Origin of the sequence: Jejuibacter sp. L23 (genome assembly GCF_050815825.1) — a bacterium.
In the GTDB taxonomy this organism is placed as follows: domain Bacteria; phylum Pseudomonadota; class Gammaproteobacteria; order Enterobacterales; family Enterobacteriaceae; genus Jejubacter; species Jejubacter calystegiae.
The window spans coordinates 72,600-87,442 of record NZ_CP138199.1; the positions used below are offsets into that span (position 1 = coordinate 72,600).

A 14,843-nucleotide genomic window follows, 5' to 3' on the forward strand; every position below is an offset into this window, starting at 1 on the left:
TCTAGGTTTTATTCGTTTTTGGTGTCATTTATTAATGATTTTATTTATGCCGTCTTTCTTGGGGGGAGAATATGAAAATCATAAAACCCCTGCGCCTTAGCGTATTAAATCGTCCTTATCGCTGGCAGGGCCATAATCACCTGGGCGTGTCGGTGATGGCGCTGGCGGATATGGGCGATGCGCCACAACTGCGACCAGAGGTCGAGCTGTGGCAGTTGGCTGCCGATGAGTTGCAGACCAGCGGTGGGGTGATCGATATGGCTATTCCCAAATCCCGGGCGGAATTTTTAGCCACGGGATATGCATACAGCCACCACCAGCCGGACAAAACTGCCGTTGCAGCGCGTATTGATATCGAAGGCCTGAGCAAAACTCTGGAAGTGTACGGCGATCGCTTCTGGGCGGGGGATAAGCCAACGCTGCCGCAGCCCTTTGAGCAGATGCGCCTTGACTGGAGCCGCGCCTGGGGCGGCGAAGGCGATGAAGAAAACCCTCACGGTATTGGCCGCCATCCTGTGGCTGTGGGCGGCTACCAGTTGCGTCCGCTACCCAATATTGAGTCGCCGCGCGAACGTATGACAGCTGTGAATCAGCATCCGGAGCCAGCGGGTTTTGGTGCGCTGGATCTGCTGTGGCCACGGCGTTTTAAGCGGATGGGTAAAAAATATGATGCCCGCTGGTTAAAGCAGGACTTCCCCGGCTTCGCCCGGGATATCGACTGGCGGGTGTTTAACGCGGCCTCTCCCGATCAGTGGTGGCATGACCGCGATGCGCTGCCGCCCCAGGCTCGCTGGCGTATCTGGAATATGCATCCGGAACAGCCGCTTCAGGAAGGGACGCTACCACCGTGGCAGGCCCGCTGTTTTATCAACCGACAACGCGGTGATGAGACGCTGTTTGAAGAAGTCGTGCTGCGTGCCACCACCGTCTGGTTCTTCCCCCACCTGCAACAGATGATCCTGATCTGGCAGGGTAATATCCGCATCAATGAAGATGATGCTGCCGATGTGTTGCAACTGATGCCGGCACTGGAAAATTTCGGCGCCCCCCGTTCGACCAGCCACTATCGTAAAGTGCTGAGCCAGCGTATGGATAAAGAGCGCGGCGCGCTGTTTGCCTTTCGGGAAAAAGACCTGGTGCCGGAAACGGCTATTGGCCCCTGGATTGATAGCGAGGTAGAGCAGGGCGAGAGCCCGATGCGCGATAACATGAAAAATCGCGCGAATCTGTTACGCGAACAGCATCGGGTACGGCTGGAAGCTCAGGGCGGTAGCGTAGATGAGTTATTGCCAGCGTTTGAAGAGCCGGAAATCCCGCAGCTGGATGAACTGCCGGAATTTATCGACAAACTGGAGCAGCAGGCGGAAGAACAGCGCCTTGAAGCCGAAGCGCGTAAGCGTGAGATGGAGGCTCGCTTCCCGGACGCGGCAGATGATGAAAACCGGCCCCGGGGGCCGGAGTCGATGCAGCGTATGCAGGAGATGCTGCATCAGAATAAGGATGCCCTGAGTGAGAAGAAGCTGGCCCAGAGTCAGGCGGCATTGCACCAGATGTATCTGCTGTCGGTACAAAGTCAGCCTCCGGCCCGACGCCTGAAGGGTGATCTGGCGCAGATCATTCGCGACCGTGCTCAGCGAACCCTGGCGCAGGGAGGCGATTTTAGCGGAATGGATCTGACCGGCGCTGATTTTTCCGGTATGGATTTACGCGGCGCTAACTTCAGTCGTGCGCTGCTGGAGTGCGCCGATCTCAGCCACTGTCAACTGGATGGCGCTAACTTTCACGAGGCGATGCTGGCGCGCTGCGAACTTCATCACAGCTCGCTACGGGAATGCAGTCTGGAAGGCGCCAGCCTGGCGCTGGCCCAGTGTTGCCACAGTGACTTTAGCGGCGCGCGCTTTAAAGAGACCCAGCTTCAGGAAACACTGTTCGATGACTGCCTCTTTGACGATGCTGTTCTGGATGGTTTGCTGCTGCGTGAAACCTGGATGACCCGCTGCCGGTTCCGACAGGCGCGGCTGGATGGCTGCGTGTTTATGGAGCTGACGCTACCGGCGCTTGATTTCAGTTCGGCCCGTCTGCATAAAACCACTTTCCTGAAAACCACGCTGGAAGCGGTTAGCTTCAGTGGTGCCAGCCTGGAAAGCTGTTCCTGGGTGGAAAGTCACGCGGAGCAGGCGTGTTTTGACGGCGCTACCCTGGTAACCTGCGCGGCGGCATCGGAGTGTGTGTTAGACGGTGCCGATTTCAGCAACGCTACCCTGAAGCAGTGCAACCTGCGTCAGACGTCGCTGCGTGGTTCCCGGTTCACGCTGGCATTGCTGGAAAATAGCGATCTCAGTGAAGCCTGTTGCCAGGGTGCCGATTTCCGGCGAGCGAATCTGGTAGGTAGTCTGTTCATGCGCAGCGATTTCCGTCAGGTTGATTTTAGTGATGCCAATTTGATGGGCGCTATTTTGCAAAAGAGTTTGCTGGGCGGCGCTTGTTTTCGCGGTGCCAACCTGTTCCGGGCCGACCTTTCTCAGGCCGTGACTGATACTGAAACCAGCCTGGACGGCGCCTGGACCAAACGGATTAAAACCCTGCCCGGTCGTGATGGAGAAACGGTATGACCTCCCTTAGCGCTACAGATCTACAGCAGCGGGTGAAAAGCGGTGAAACGATTAGCGAGCTGGCGCTGGATGGTCTGGATCTGCGCAACTGCGATCTTTCCGGCGGTATCTTTCAGGAAGTCACGCTAAACGGTGCCGATCTGCGGGGGGCTAACCTGCATGAAGCGGTATTTACCGAGTGCGAACTGAACGATATTCAGGTCAGTGGGGCAACGCTGACGCAGACCGTGTTTAACCAGTGTGTAATGGCGAACCTACGGGCTGACAATACGGCGCTGTGCGAAAGTGTCTTTAACGAATGTGGGCTGGCGGGCAGCGACTTTTCTGACAGCAAGTTGGATAAAACCCAGTTTATGCGCTGCGAACTGCAACGCAGCCGCTTTAGCCATAGCGAGCTGGATCGCAGCACCTTTTTTGAAACGCCGCTCGATGAGGCGCAGTTTGCGCAATGTCGTCTGCTGCTGACCACCTTTTATGGTATCGACCTGCGTCGTGTGGATTTCAGCGCTGCCACCTTCGAACGGGTAGTGTTCTTCGAATGCGATCAGCGCAATAAAAGCTATGCCCGCCAGCATTTTACCGGCTGCCAGTTTACCGAAAACCGCCTCGACGAGGCGGATTTCAGTGGCGCGCAACTGACTCAGTGCAACTTTAAAGGCGCTTCGCTACAGCGGGCGAACCTGCGCCAGGTCGACGCCCGCCAGGCGCTGTTTATGGAAGCCGATCTGAGCGGTGCGCAGTGCCAGAGTGGGGTGTTCGATCAGGCCATGATGGTTGGCGCGGTGCTTAACGGTGCCGATTTCAGTCAGAGCCGGCTGTTTCAGACCATTTTGCAGCAGGCGGTCGCTGCGGGAGCCTGCTTCCGGCGCTGTGATTTGACTTACAGCGATTTTTCCGGCGCCGATCTGCGCCAGGCGGATTTTACCGACGTCCGGTTCTCCCGGACCCGCTTTCACCGTGCCCGCCAGGAAGGCGCGCACATCCCGAATCGCAGAGGGATGCTGGAATACGATGAAGAATTACTGGCCGCCGAAGCCTGGAGCGCACAGCGCCAGAGCCGCGGTTAAAGGAGAGGTGATGAACAATATCAATCATAAACTGGCTCAGGCCGCGCTGCCGCCGCTACAGGCCGCGGGTCGGGTGACCCACTGTTTTGCCGATGGCAGCCTGATGGTGGAAAGTGAAGGGCGCGGCTGGCACTGTCGTCGGGCGGCGAGCTGCCTGATTGCTCCGGCCACGGGGGACAGCGTGCTGATTGCCAGCGCGGCGGATCAGGCATGGCTGTTGGCGGTACTGGAACGGGCCGATGAAAGCAGCGCCGAACTGTCGTTGCCGGGGGATCTGCATATCCGCAGCGCCGGAGAGCTGAGCCTGAGCGGCGCCACCCTGAAGGTGGATGCGCAGCAGGGGGACTGTCATATTGGCGAGATGAACTACAGTGGCGATAAGCTTTCCGCCTGGGTCAGCCTGACCCGGCTGGTAGGCAAACGCGTTGAATCGGTGTGGCAGACGGTGACCCAAATCAGCCACAACCTGTTCCGCCATACCCGTAATACCGAGCAGGTTCGGGCCGGGCAGGTGGATATCCGGGCCGATGATTATGCCCGCCTGCATGCGCACAATACGGTGATTACCTCTAAGGCGATCACCAAAGTCGATTCTGAACAGATCCATATGGGCTAAGGAGCCGTTATGTTTGCTAACTGTCAACTGAGCGGTATGGACCTGGCTTTCCCTGATGTCTGCCTGACTCCCACACCTGCCCCAACGCCGATACCCTATCCGGATATTGCGCTGGGCCCGACCGCGATCCCCAACGCTCTGAATATTCTGTTTATGGGCATGCCGGCTCACAATATGGCCACGGTAACGCCGCTGACCAACGGTGATAACCCCGGGGTCGCTACCGGGGTGGCGTCCGGCACCGTGATGGGGCCTTCGCGACATCTGACCGGCGCTTTTACCGTGCTGCTAAAAGGCACGCCAGCGACCCGCCTGACCAGTGTCTCCTTACAGAATTCCACCAATGCGGTGGGGATGCGTATTGTTCCCAGCCAGTTTAAAGTGTTGATGCTGGCACCTTGAGGCGCCAGCAACTTACGCCAGCACAATTTCCCCCGTCAGTTGGCATTCCCTGGCAAAGTCATCATCGTGGGTGACCAGAATCAGTGCGCCGGGCCAGGAGGCAAGCGCCTGAGCCAGAGCGGCTCTGGCATCGAGATCGAGATGATTATCCGGCTCATCCAGTAGCAGTAGCGGCGTGTCGGGCTGATGGCTGACGATAAGCATCGCCAGTTTCATTTTTTCACCGCCGCTCAGCTCCGTGACTTTTTGTTGGACCTGTTCACGACGAAAGCCCGCCTGGGCCAGCAGCGTCCGTCGCAGGCTCTCTGCCTTTATCATTCCTTCTGACAAGGCTTCCAGCAGGCTGAGTTGTGGATTCAGTAGCTGGTAATGCTGATCCAGATAGCTACACCCCCCGCCCAGCCACAGCCTTCCCGCCTGTAACGATATCTCCTGCCTTAACACTCTTAACAGCGTTGATTTACCGCAGCCGTTATTGCCGCGCAGACGCAGCTTCTCCCCCTGTCGTAGGGAAAAACTCAGGGGCGATTGTTGCCCGAAAGGCAGTATCCCTTCACTCATTTGTACCAGCGTGTGCTTCCCGGTTTCCGCTTCTCCCGGTGTGATTTCCAGCGCGGGCGTTGCTACCTGGCGCGCTTTGAGTTCGGCGAGCCGTGATTGTAACTGGCGCTGCTGATTTTCGGTGCGGGTTACCCTGGCAGCAGCAGCAGCGCCTGCCTGTTCCTTTTTACCGTCGAGCAAAATCTTTGCCTGGCTGCCGCTGCGCGCCAGTCTGTTACCCTGGGCGGCGCGACGCTCGGCTTTTTCTTTACTGAGCTGCGCCTGACGGCGGGCCAACTGTAGCGCTTTGCTGGCACTGGTAAGCTGCCTGTCGAGTGCAGCCTGCTGTTGATGCTTCAGGGTAGCGAAAGTGTCGTAATTACCGCCGTAGCGCTGAAGTCCGTGTTCATTCAGTTCCCAAATTTCTTCCATGGCTCGTAGCAGGAAGCGATCGTGGCTGATCAGCAGTATGGGGCCCGGGAACTGCTGAATTTGTGCCAGTAGCCAGTGCTTACCTGCGATATCCAGGTGGTTGGAAGGTTCGTCGAGCAGTAACCAGCTATCGGTCTGCTGGAACAGGTTCCACAGGGTGATGCGAGCCTGCTGGCCGCCGCTCAGGGCGCTAAACGGCCTGTCGGGTACTGGCGGCAGCGCCAGTTCCTGGCAGCATTGCGCAAAGCGCTGGCGGCAATCCCAGCGTTCGTTCAGCATATCGAACCAGCGTTCGTCGACACTGCCCTGTTCAATATGCATCAGCGCCTTCAGGACATCCTCGAGCCCAAGACAGGCCGCCAGACTGCGGCTCTGCTGCGTTGCATTATGCTGACGATAGATGCCGCACGGGGCATTGAGCCTGAGCATACCGGAAGTGGGTAGGCGCTTGCCGCTAAGTACCTCGCCCAGCAGCGTTTTGCCGATGCCGTTACGTCCGGTGAGTCCGGTCAGCCTGACGGTCGGCTGACAGCTCAGATCCTGGAACAGCGTATCGCCTGTTTCGGTGCGTAATGAAATTTGTTGTGCATGAAAAGCGTGCATATAACCTCCCTGGGGCAGGGTGGCGTGCGCGGATAGCGGTCAGCAACGGGCTAAAGATAGCCAAAGAAATTTATGAAGACGGAACCACGCCGACTAAACCCTGCCAGTTGCCTGATAAATAAAAATAAAGCGACTGGTGTAAGGGATTAATCATTCATGTCGGCGAAGACTCCATGGAAGAGGGGAGGTGAAATTATAACCGGCGGTAGTGTTGCAGGTAAAGCGTGGCATAGAGCCCCGGCGGTTCGCCGGGGGTCCGGGATTTACTCGATATTCTGGATCTGCTCGCGCATCTGTTCGATCAACACCTTCAACTCAATGGCGGAGTTAGTGACATCGGCATTGATGGACTTGGACGCCAGGGTATTCGACTCACGGTTGAATTCCTGCATCATAAAGTCCAGACGGCGGCCCACTGCCTCTTTCTTTTTCAGGATGTTGTAGGTTTCTTTGATGTGGGCTTCCAGGCGGTCCAGCTCTTCCGCCACGTCCAGGCGCTGGGCCATCAGCACCAGTTCCTGTTCCAGGCGATTGTTTTCCAGTTGTACTTCGGCGTCTTCCAGTTTCGCGACCAGGCGATCGCGCTGCCATTTCATAATTTCCGGCATATGGGCACGAACTTTCGCCACTTCGGCGCTTACGGCTTCCAGACGCTGTTCGATCAGGCTCTTCAGGGCCTGGCCTTCGGTTTCGCGTGCTACGACGAAATCATCCAGCGCACCGTTCAGTGCGGTCAGCAGTTCCGCGGTGATGGCGTCCAGATCCTGATCTTTCGCCGACATTACGCCTGGCCAGCGCAGGATGTCTACCGGGTTTATCTCCCCTTCGTCACTCTGCATTTTTACCCAGTTGGCGGCCTGCACCAGTTGCTTTGCCAGGGTTTCATTGAGGATAAGTTCGCTCTGGGCGCTGGCGTCTGGCTCAAAGCGCAGGTGGCATTCGACCTTACCACGCGTCAGACGGCTGCGGATCCGCTCACGAACGACGGGCTCCAGGCTACGGAATTGCTCCGGCATCCGGAAATAAGTTTCCAGGTAGCGTTGGTTTACCGAGCGCAACTCCCAGGTGGCGCTGCCCCATTCACCCTTAATTTCCCGCCGGGCGTAGGCTGTCATACTGCGGATCATAGTAATACCCATTTTTTGAGGTGGATGAGGGGATTATAGCCAGCACGACCCTGGCAGGATAGGAATAAGCGAGTGAAGTCCGTATAATGCGCAGCCACACTCGTTTCAAGCAGGAGTTTGCCCTATGCGTCCATCAGGTCGTAGCGCCGAACAGGTGCGCCCCGTCACCCTGACCCGTCATTACACTAAACACGCTGAAGGCTCCGTGCTGGTCGAGTTTGGCGAAACCAAAGTTCTGTGCACCGCAAGCGTGGAAGAGAGCGTTCCGCGCTTCCTGAAAGGCCAGGGGCAGGGCTGGATTACTGCCGAATACGGCATGTTACCGCGTTCTACCCATACCCGTAATGGTCGTGAAGCCGCACGCGGCAAGCAGAGCGGCCGTACCATGGAAATTCAGCGCCTGATTGCCCGGGCGCTGCGCGCTGCCGTCGATCTCAAGGCGCTGGGCGAATTCACCATCACTCTGGACTGCGACGTGCTGCAGGCGGATGGCGGTACTCGTACCGCGTCTATCACCGGTGCCTGCGTGGCGCTGGCCGATGCCCTGAATGGCCTGGTAGCAAGCGGCAAGCTGAAGAGCAATCCGATGAAAGGGATGGTCGCGGCAGTATCCGTGGGGATCGTGGACGGTCAGGCGGTGTGCGACCTGGAGTACGTTGAAGACTCCGCGGCGGAAACCGATATGAACGTGGTGATGATGGAAGATGGTCGCATGATTGAGGTGCAGGGCACCGCAGAGGGCGAGCCTTTCAGCCACGAGGAGCTGCTTTCGCTGCTGGCACTGGCCCGCGGGGGTATTGAATCGATCGTCGCGTCGCAGAAGGCGGCGCTGGCAGAGTAATTTTTTCAGGCGACCAGAGAGTCGCCTTTTTTATGACCGGATGCGGTCGTTTAAGTCGTGCAGTGTATTAGTCAACATCTTAGGAGTGGATCCATGAAACCGTATCAGCGCCAGTTTATTGAATTCGCGCTTAGCAAGCAGGTACTGAAGTTCGGCGAGTTTACGCTGAAATCCGGGCGCATCAGCCCCTATTTCTTCAACGCCGGGCTGTTTAATACCGGTCGCGATTTGGCGTTACTGGGTCGCTTTTACGCCGAAGCGCTGGTGGATTCCGGTATCGACTTCGACCTGCTGTTTGGTCCGGCCTATAAGGGCATTCCCATCGCCACCACCACGGCTGTGGCGCTGGCGGAGCATCATGAGCGCGATCTGCCTTACTGCTTTAACCGTAAAGAGGCGAAGGATCACGGCGAAGGCGGTAGCCTGGTAGGTAGCCCGCTGACCGGGCGAGTGATGCTGGTGGACGATGTGATTACTGCGGGCACCGCCATTCGTGAATCGATGGAAATTATCCAGTCACATGACGCCACCCTGGCTGGCGTGCTGATTTCGCTGGACCGCCGCGAGCGCGGGCGTGGCGAGATCTCGGCCATCCAGGAAGTGGAGCGTGACTACGGCTGTAAGGTCATTTCTATCATTACCCTGAACGATCTGATCGACTATCTGGCGGAAAAACCCGAGATGGCCGAGCACCTGGCGGCAGTGCGCGCTTACCGCGAACAGTACGGCGTGTAAGCCTTTGCACCCGGCGTTACGCCGGGTGAAGCACTATCTTGCCAGTGACGCCGCCTGCTTCCAGCATCTGGTGAGCGTCGGCGATATCCTCCAGCATAAACTGTGCGGCAATCCGTGGGTGGTAGTTACCCTGTTGCAGGCAGCGGGTGATATCCGCGATGGCTTGCTGTTTGGCTGACTGCGGCGCGTGGTAAATATAGACAAAGCGCAGTACGCAGCCCTGCATCATGGCGTTGAGCAGCGGCACGGGAACGGCGGCAGTGGCATCCGGTGTGGCATAGGCGCAGATAACGCCGTCCCGGGCCAGGCAGGCGAGATCAACGCTCAGGTTTTCCATCAGGTTCACATCGATAATGCGATCCACACCCTGGCCTTCAGTTTCGGCGGCAATCTGCTGCACGATATCGTCCTTTCCCTGATACAGCACCCGATCTGCGCCATATGCCAGCGCAGCCTCTGCCTGGGCGGGGCTTCTGACCGTGGCGGCGACCCAGGCGCCAGCCCATTTAGCCAGCATAATGGCCGCCGAACCCACGGCTCCCGCGCCGCCGTGAATAAGTACCCGCAATCCACGCGGGGATCCGTCGGCAAACAGACAGCGGTGCGCCGTCAGCGCCGGAATGCCCAGTGCGGCACCGGTGTCGAAGTCGATGTTTTCCGGAAGGACTACGGCATTTTGCGCCGGTAGCGCAATATATTGCGCAGCGGTGCCCCACGCCCGGCCGTACTGGGCTTCGTAGAGCCAGACCCGCTGGTGTAGTCGCCCGGCGCTAACGTCTTCGCCAACGGCCTCAATCACACCTGCGCCATCCTGATGAGGGATGATGCGCGGAAATTTCATAGTGCTGGAAAAGGCGCTGCGGGCTTTAAGATCGGTGGGGTTCAGGCCGGAACTGTGGACTCTGACCAGCACTTCTCCTGGTCCTGGCTTCGGAGTGGCGACTTCTGTGACCTGTAGCACTTTATTTGCGGGGCCCTGTTTTTCATACCAGGCAGCCTTCATTGGTGTCTCTCTTGTCGGCAGTAAATTTTATGAACCCCAGTATTTTTCTTTTGTTTAATTTTGACAAGTACGCACAATTATTATACTTAAGGATAAAAAGTATACTTAGGGGCTCTTAATATGAAAGCGTATCGCTGTGCTGTCGAGGTGACGATTGAGGTGGCGGGAGGGAAGTGGAAACCGCTGATTATCCACTACCTGCTATCCGGCACTAAGCGTTTTGGTGAACTGCAACGCCTGATTGGCGGCGTGACGCAACGTTCCCTGACCCTGCAACTGCGCGAGCTGGAAAGCCACGGAATGGTGAATCGGGTGGTGTATGCTGAAGTGCCGCCCCGGGTGGAATATTCTCTGACTGAGCAGGGCAGGACGTTGGCCCCCACGCTGGTGGCGATGCGTGAATGGGGGGAGGCGTACCTGGCGCGGCAGGAAGCGGAACAGCAGTCAGCCGTTCCGCGGTGATTCTTACACCAGAATCGCGCCCTGTGCATTAATGAACAGCGAATAGATTGAGGTACTGGCTGCCATAAACAGTCGGTTGCGCTGTTCGCTGCCGAAGCAAAGATTGGCGCAGCGCTCTGGTAGATGGATCATGCCGATGGCCTTTCCCTGGGGATTAAAGACCCGTACGCCGTCCAGTTCCGGACTACCCATGCCCCAGCCGCACCAAAGGTTGCCGGCACTGTCGCAGGCGATACCGTCTGCGGTGCCGTTGCCGCAGTCGATGTGTATCCGCTTATTTTTCAACTGATTGTCCACTACGTCCCAGGCCAGAATCAGGCGATTGGGTTTCGCCCGGCTTTCCACCACATACAAAATCTTACCGTCCGGCGAAAAGCACAGACCGTTAGGGCCTCTAATGCCTTCCATTGCAATGGTAAGTTCTCCACTATCGGGCGCTATCCGGTAAAGATTTTCCGGCAGCTCCGGTTCGGCGTGGTGACCTTCATAGAAACCGGCGATGCCGAACGGCGGATCGCTAAACCAGATACTGCCATCCGCACTGACTGCGATATCGTTCGGGGAGTTAAGGCGCTTCCCCTGATAGCTGTCGGCCAGAACGGTCAGGGTGCCGTCATATTCGGTGCGGGTTACCCGGCGGGTATCGTGTTCACAGCTCAAGAGCCGCCCCTGGCGGTCGCGAGCGTGGCCGTTGCTGTTATTAGAGGGCTTACGAAAAGCGCTGACCTGGCCGGTGACTTCATCCCAGCGCATAACCGCATTGTTGGGAATATCGCTCCACAGCAGCATGCGGGCGTCGCCGAACCAGATCGGGCCTTCGGCCCAGCGGCAGCCGGTGGCGATACGCTCGATCTTCGCGCTGGGCAGGATGAGTTTACTGAAACCGGGGTCCAGCGCGACGATAGCGGGGTCGGGATAGCGCTGGGAGGGCGCCCAACTGGCGAAACTGTTACGGGTGAGTAGCGCAGAGGCAGCGACGGCGCCGCCCAGCTTGAGCAGATCGCGACGAGATGAAGGCATTGTGTTTCTCCTGTCCTGTAGGGTGTTTTTGTTATGGTCAGGTTCAGAGTAGAGAAACGTGCGATGACGGGCATCTGGCAATTCCCCGAAGAGATTCGGGCAATTCACCAGGAACTAAAGAGTGCGGCCCGGGGGCCGCCAGCAAGATGAGGCTACTGTAGCTGTGCGGCGACCAGCGGCCAGCGCGCTTCGAAATCGTCGGTGGGGCGGTAGCGGAATTCGCTGCGCACGAAGCGTGACAGCATGCCTTCGCAGAAAGCCAGCAGTTGGCTGGCCAGCAGCGTTTCGTCGGTTACATAGCCTTCACCTTCACGCATTTTGCGTTCGCGCAACACCTGGCGCAGCTGGGCTTCAATGCGTTCGAATAGCTGGTTAATACGGCCCTGGAGACGGTCCTGTTCAAACATCAGCGCATGACCGGTCATAATGCGGGTCAGCCCCGGGTTACGCTCGCCGAAACCCAGAATCAGCAGCACAATCAAACGCAGGCGGGCGCTGGTCTCTTTCTCATCTTTCAGAATTAAATTAATACGGGTGATCAGGCTGTCTTCAATAAACTCGATCAGGCTGTCAAACATCCGGGTTTTGCTGGGAAAATGGCGATAAAGTGCAGCTTCAGAGACGCCTACGGACGCGGCCAGCTTTGCTGTGGTAATGCGCTGGCTTCCATCGCTGGATTCAAGCATCTGTGCCAGAGACTGAAGTATTTCTTCGCGACGATTCCTTTTCGCAGTCTGTTTTTCTGCCATGTTTTAAAATACCCCTGAAATGAACACGAGCGGCCACGCAGAATCCGCAGGCATTTTACCTGCGGAGATATTTTTACGTTATTAACGCTGCGGGCGCGTCTGAATTCCGGACTGATTTACTGACGGCCGGAATGGCCAAAGCCGCCTTCGCCACGGTCGGTGACGTCGAAGGATTCAACCAGGTTAAATTCCGCCTGAACAACCGGAACAAATACCATCTGGGCGATGCGTTCGCCCGGCTCGATAGTAAAGCTATCCTGACCGCGATTCCATACGGAGACCATGAGCTGACCCTGATAGTCGGAATCGATAAGCCCTACCAGGTTACCCAGTACAACGCCGTGCTTGTGGCCCAGCCCGGAGCGCGGAAGAATCACGGCGGCAAGGCTTGGGTCGGCGATATGAATGGCCAGACCGGTCGGCAGAAGCGTGGTTGCACCCGGCGCCAGTTCTACGGCGTCGTCCAGACAGGCACGCAGGTCAAGTCCGGCGGAGCCAGAGGTGGCATAAGTTGGTAGCGGAAACTGCTGACCAACGCGCGGGTCCAGAATCTTAACGTCGATTTTTTTCATCATAACGGGTAACAATCTCGTCGAGTAACTGATGGCCAAGGAGAGACTTCCGCCCATGCGGCAGGATCTTATCTCCCCCCTGCCAGAAAAGATGCAGCGCATTGCTATCGCTATTAAATCCCTGATCAGACTGGGAAACATCGTTAGCGCAAATCAGATCGAGGTTTTTCCTCTCGCGTTTTTGCCGGGCATATTCTTCCACATTATTTGTTTCTGCGGCAAACCCAACAACGTAGGGTCGTCTGGTTTTTAAGGCGGCTACCCCGGCGACAATATCCGGGTTTTTGACCATTTTTATTGTTAATTCATCGCCTTGCTTTTTGATTTTCTCATCAGCGATTGCGGCAGCGCGGTAGTCGGCCACTGCGGCGCAGCCGATAAAAATATGCTGTTGCGCTGCGTGCTGCTGTACTGCGGCTTCCATCTCAAGGGCGGAAGTGACGTCGATACGTTTTACCCAGGGCGGCGTGGCCAGGGAAACCGGCCCGGCCACCAGGGTGACATTCGCGCCACGCGCAGCGGCGGCGGCGGCAATGGCGAACCCCATCTTACCTGAGCTGTGATTGGTGATATAGCGCACCGGATCCAGCGGTTCGCGGGTTGGGCCGGCGGTAATCATGATATTCAGATGCTGGAGGTCTTTCGCTGGCGCGAAGTGATGCTCTGCCATATCGACGATGGTGAGCGGATCGAGCATGCGCCCGGGACCGATGTCGCCGCAGGCCTGGCTGCCGCTGTCTGGCCCCCAGATTAACAGTTCACGGTCGGCCAGAACCCCAAGATTATGCTGGGTGGCGGCGGCGCGATACATCTGTTGGTTCATGGCAGGCACGACCGCAACTGGCGCAGGCGTCGCCAGGCAGAGGGTAGAGACCAGATCGTTGGCCATACCTGCGGCAATCCGGGCGATGAGGTCGGCAGTGGCGGGGGCCAGAATCACCAGATCGGCCCATTTACCCAGCTCGATATGTCCCATAGCCGCTTCTGCTGCGGGATCCAGCAGGCTATCGGATACCGGGTAGCCGGATACGGCCTGCAGGCTCATCGGCGTAATAAAGGCTTTGGCCGCATCGGTCATGGCCACACGTACCTCAGCGCCGTGCTCCCGCAGACGACGTACCAGCTCGGGCGCTTTATAGGCGGCGATGCCGCCGCTAATTCCCAGAACGATTTTCTTGCCGGAAAGCCCCATCATCATTGGTTCCTGTAGTCATTTTCAGTCAGGGTAATGGCCTCATTTTACCATAACCCTGGCGTCGTGATCGGCGTGTGCATTGCGAGATGTGCCGCAATCTGCTGGTTTTTTGCTCGACGTGATGCAACCCCTTGCGGCAATATGACTGTGATTATATACAGTAATTGAGGGAGGGGACAGTTATGGATGGCGAATTAACGCTTCTGCCACGGGAAAAGCTGTTGCGCTATGGCGCCAGCGCGCTGACGGATGTTGAACTGCTGGCGATTTTTCTTCGCACTGGCTGGCCGGGAATGCATGTACTGGTGCTATCGAACCGGTTATTAAGGCACTTTCGCTCGCTGCGTCGGCTGCTGACCGCCGAACTGGATGATTTTAAAGCGATTGGCGGTATTGGGGTGGCAAAATATGCGCAACTTCGGGCTATTGCGGAGCTGGCGCGACGCTATCATGCGTCTCAGATGGAAGAGGAGAAACCGTTACTTAACCCTGAAATGGTGCGCCATTTTTTGCAGGGCCAGCTGGCGGATGAAGAGCGGGAGATTTTTATGGTGCTGTTTATGGATAATCGTAATCGGGTTATCAGCCACGGTCGGCTATTTTCCGGCACGCTAAGCCATGTGGAGGTTCATCCGCGGGAAATTGTCCGCGAGGCGTTGAAACATAATGCGGCGGCGGTGATTCTGGCCCATAATCACCCTTCGGGCAAAGCGGAACCCAGCCGCGCCGACCGGCTACTGACGGAAAACATCGTCAGGAGCTGTAATTTGATGGAGATTCGGGTGCTGGATCACCTGGTTATCGGCCGCGGAGAGAGCATCTCTTTTGCCGAACGCGGGTGGATTTAGAGCAGATCGCGCGATCCTT

15 protein-coding genes are annotated in these 14,843 nt (G+C 57.4%); 8 read left to right on the forward strand and 7 right to left on the reverse strand.

Going from position 1 to position 14,843, the window contains the following annotated elements; genetic code table 11:
* The first annotated feature begins 71 nt into the window (after positions 1-71).
* From SCU88_RS00310 to SCU88_RS00325, 4 genes are read left to right on the forward strand one after another with little or no spacing between them, the layout of a single operon-like run.
* A complete protein-coding gene (locus SCU88_RS00310) occupies positions 72-2,612 on the forward strand; it encodes a DUF2169 domain-containing protein (RefSeq protein ID WP_175341297.1) in 2,541 nt (846 codons plus the stop codon).
* Positions 2,609-3,679, forward strand: coding sequence for a pentapeptide repeat-containing protein (locus SCU88_RS00315; RefSeq protein WP_175341296.1), 1,071 nt, complete (start codon positions 2,609-2,611; stop codon positions 3,677-3,679). The genes SCU88_RS00310 and SCU88_RS00315 overlap by 4 nt, the downstream gene beginning before the upstream one ends.
* A 10-nt stretch (positions 3,680-3,689) precedes the next feature.
* Positions 3,690-4,295: a DUF3540 domain-containing protein gene (locus tag SCU88_RS00320; protein ID WP_138095122.1), complete on the forward strand. Its 606-nt coding sequence runs from the start codon at positions 3,690-3,692 to the stop codon at positions 4,293-4,295.
* A 9-nt stretch (positions 4,296-4,304) separates the two neighbouring features.
* Complete coding sequence (locus SCU88_RS00325; protein ID WP_138095123.1) at positions 4,305-4,697, forward strand: DUF4150 domain-containing protein; 393 nt, start codon at positions 4,305-4,307, stop codon at positions 4,695-4,697.
* Positions 4,698-4,709: 12 nt separating this feature from the next.
* On the opposite strand, the gene SCU88_RS00330 is transcribed toward SCU88_RS00325, so the two are convergent.
* Positions 4,710-6,272 (reverse strand): ATP-binding cassette domain-containing protein, encoded by a 1,563-nt coding sequence (locus tag SCU88_RS00330; protein ID WP_175341295.1) that lies wholly within the window; start codon positions 6,270-6,272, stop codon positions 4,710-4,712.
* A 263-nt stretch (positions 6,273-6,535) separates the two neighbouring features.
* Positions 6,536-7,399 carry a YicC/YloC family endoribonuclease gene (locus SCU88_RS00335; protein WP_175341294.1) on the reverse strand — a complete coding sequence of 288 codons (864 nt, stop codon included), beginning with the start codon at positions 7,397-7,399 and terminating at the stop codon, positions 6,536-6,538.
* A gap of 124 nt (positions 7,400-7,523) precedes the next feature.
* Here SCU88_RS00335 and rph point away from each other — a divergent pair, with 124 nt between their 5' ends.
* Positions 7,524-8,240: a ribonuclease PH gene (rph, locus tag SCU88_RS00340; protein WP_175341293.1), complete on the forward strand. Its 717-nt coding sequence runs from the start codon at positions 7,524-7,526 to the stop codon at positions 8,238-8,240.
* A 93-nt stretch (positions 8,241-8,333) separates the two neighbouring features.
* The gene (pyrE, locus tag SCU88_RS00345; protein WP_138095127.1) at positions 8,334-8,975 is read left to right on the forward strand and encodes an orotate phosphoribosyltransferase; all 642 of its coding nucleotides are present in this window, start codon (positions 8,334-8,336) and stop codon (positions 8,973-8,975) included.
* 16 nt (positions 8,976-8,991) lie between these two features.
* Here the strand turns inward: pyrE and SCU88_RS00350 are convergent, their stop codons facing one another.
* Positions 8,992-9,978, reverse strand: a complete 987-nt coding sequence (locus tag SCU88_RS00350) for a zinc-binding dehydrogenase (RefSeq protein WP_175341292.1) — start codon at positions 9,976-9,978, stop codon at positions 8,992-8,994.
* A gap of 120 nt (positions 9,979-10,098) precedes the next feature.
* On the opposite strand from SCU88_RS00350, the gene SCU88_RS00355 reads away from it, so the two are divergent.
* Positions 10,099-10,440, forward strand: coding sequence for a winged helix-turn-helix transcriptional regulator (locus SCU88_RS00355; protein WP_175341291.1), 342 nt, complete (start codon positions 10,099-10,101; stop codon positions 10,438-10,440).
* A gap of 3 nt (positions 10,441-10,443) precedes the next feature.
* Here the strand turns inward: SCU88_RS00355 and SCU88_RS00360 are convergent, their stop codons facing one another.
* From SCU88_RS00360 to coaBC, 4 genes are all read right to left on the reverse strand, one after another.
* A complete protein-coding gene (locus SCU88_RS00360; protein ID WP_175341290.1) occupies positions 10,444-11,460 on the reverse strand; it encodes an SMP-30/gluconolactonase/LRE family protein in 1,017 nt (338 codons plus the stop codon).
* 152 nt (positions 11,461-11,612) lie between these two features.
* Positions 11,613-12,209, reverse strand: coding sequence for a nucleoid occlusion factor SlmA (slmA, locus tag SCU88_RS00365; RefSeq protein WP_175341289.1), 597 nt, complete (start codon positions 12,207-12,209; stop codon positions 11,613-11,615).
* A gap of 116 nt (positions 12,210-12,325) precedes the next feature.
* On the reverse strand, positions 12,326-12,784 hold the full coding sequence (dut, locus tag SCU88_RS00370; protein WP_168198766.1) for a dUTP diphosphatase: 459 nt from the start codon (positions 12,782-12,784) through the stop codon (positions 12,326-12,328).
* A complete protein-coding gene (coaBC, locus tag SCU88_RS00375; protein WP_175341363.1) occupies positions 12,762-13,973 on the reverse strand; it encodes a bifunctional phosphopantothenoylcysteine decarboxylase/phosphopantothenate--cysteine ligase CoaBC in 1,212 nt (403 codons plus the stop codon). The genes dut and coaBC overlap by 23 nt, the downstream gene beginning before the upstream one ends.
* A gap of 185 nt (positions 13,974-14,158) precedes the next feature.
* Between coaBC and radC the strand changes: the two genes are divergently transcribed.
* The gene (gene radC, locus SCU88_RS00380; protein WP_175341288.1) at positions 14,159-14,824 is read left to right on the forward strand and encodes a RadC family protein; all 666 of its coding nucleotides are present in this window, start codon (positions 14,159-14,161) and stop codon (positions 14,822-14,824) included.
* The last annotated feature ends 19 nt before the right edge of the window (positions 14,825-14,843 follow it).

What these genes read in the sequence shown, in the direction of transcription:
- SCU88_RS00330 (WP_175341295.1), bottom strand. Translation starts at nt 6,272, where the DNA reads ATGCACGCTTTTCATGCACAACAAATTTCATTACGCACCGAAACAGGC.
- dut (WP_168198766.1), bottom strand. Translation starts at nt 12,784, where the DNA reads ATGATGAAAAAAATCGACGTTAAGATTCTGGACCCGCGCGTTGGTCAG.
- SCU88_RS00325 (WP_138095123.1), top strand. Translation starts at nt 4,305, where the DNA reads ATGTTTGCTAACTGTCAACTGAGCGGTATGGACCTGGCTTTCCCTGAT.
- SCU88_RS00355 (WP_175341291.1), top strand. Translation starts at nt 10,099, where the DNA reads ATGAAAGCGTATCGCTGTGCTGTCGAGGTGACGATTGAGGTGGCGGGA.
- SCU88_RS00350 (WP_175341292.1), bottom strand. Translation starts at nt 9,978, where the DNA reads ATGAAGGCTGCCTGGTATGAAAAACAGGGCCCCGCAAATAAAGTGCTA.
- SCU88_RS00315 (WP_175341296.1), top strand. Translation starts at nt 2,609, where the DNA reads ATGACCTCCCTTAGCGCTACAGATCTACAGCAGCGGGTGAAAAGCGGT.
- slmA (WP_175341289.1), bottom strand. Translation starts at nt 12,209, where the DNA reads ATGGCAGAAAAACAGACTGCGAAAAGGAATCGTCGCGAAGAAATACTT.
- SCU88_RS00320 (WP_138095122.1), top strand. Translation starts at nt 3,690, where the DNA reads ATGAACAATATCAATCATAAACTGGCTCAGGCCGCGCTGCCGCCGCTA.
- SCU88_RS00360 (WP_175341290.1), bottom strand. Translation starts at nt 11,460, where the DNA reads ATGCCTTCATCTCGTCGCGATCTGCTCAAGCTGGGCGGCGCCGTCGCT.
- SCU88_RS00335 (WP_175341294.1), bottom strand. Translation starts at nt 7,399, where the DNA reads ATGATCCGCAGTATGACAGCCTACGCCCGGCGGGAAATTAAGGGTGAA.
- coaBC (WP_175341363.1), bottom strand. Translation starts at nt 13,973, where the DNA reads ATGGGGCTTTCCGGCAAGAAAATCGTTCTGGGAATTAGCGGCGGCATC.
- rph (WP_175341293.1), top strand. Translation starts at nt 7,524, where the DNA reads ATGCGTCCATCAGGTCGTAGCGCCGAACAGGTGCGCCCCGTCACCCTG.
- radC (WP_175341288.1), top strand. Translation starts at nt 14,159, where the DNA reads ATGGATGGCGAATTAACGCTTCTGCCACGGGAAAAGCTGTTGCGCTAT.
- SCU88_RS00310 (WP_175341297.1), top strand. Translation starts at nt 72, where the DNA reads ATGAAAATCATAAAACCCCTGCGCCTTAGCGTATTAAATCGTCCTTAT.
- pyrE (WP_138095127.1), top strand. Translation starts at nt 8,334, where the DNA reads ATGAAACCGTATCAGCGCCAGTTTATTGAATTCGCGCTTAGCAAGCAG.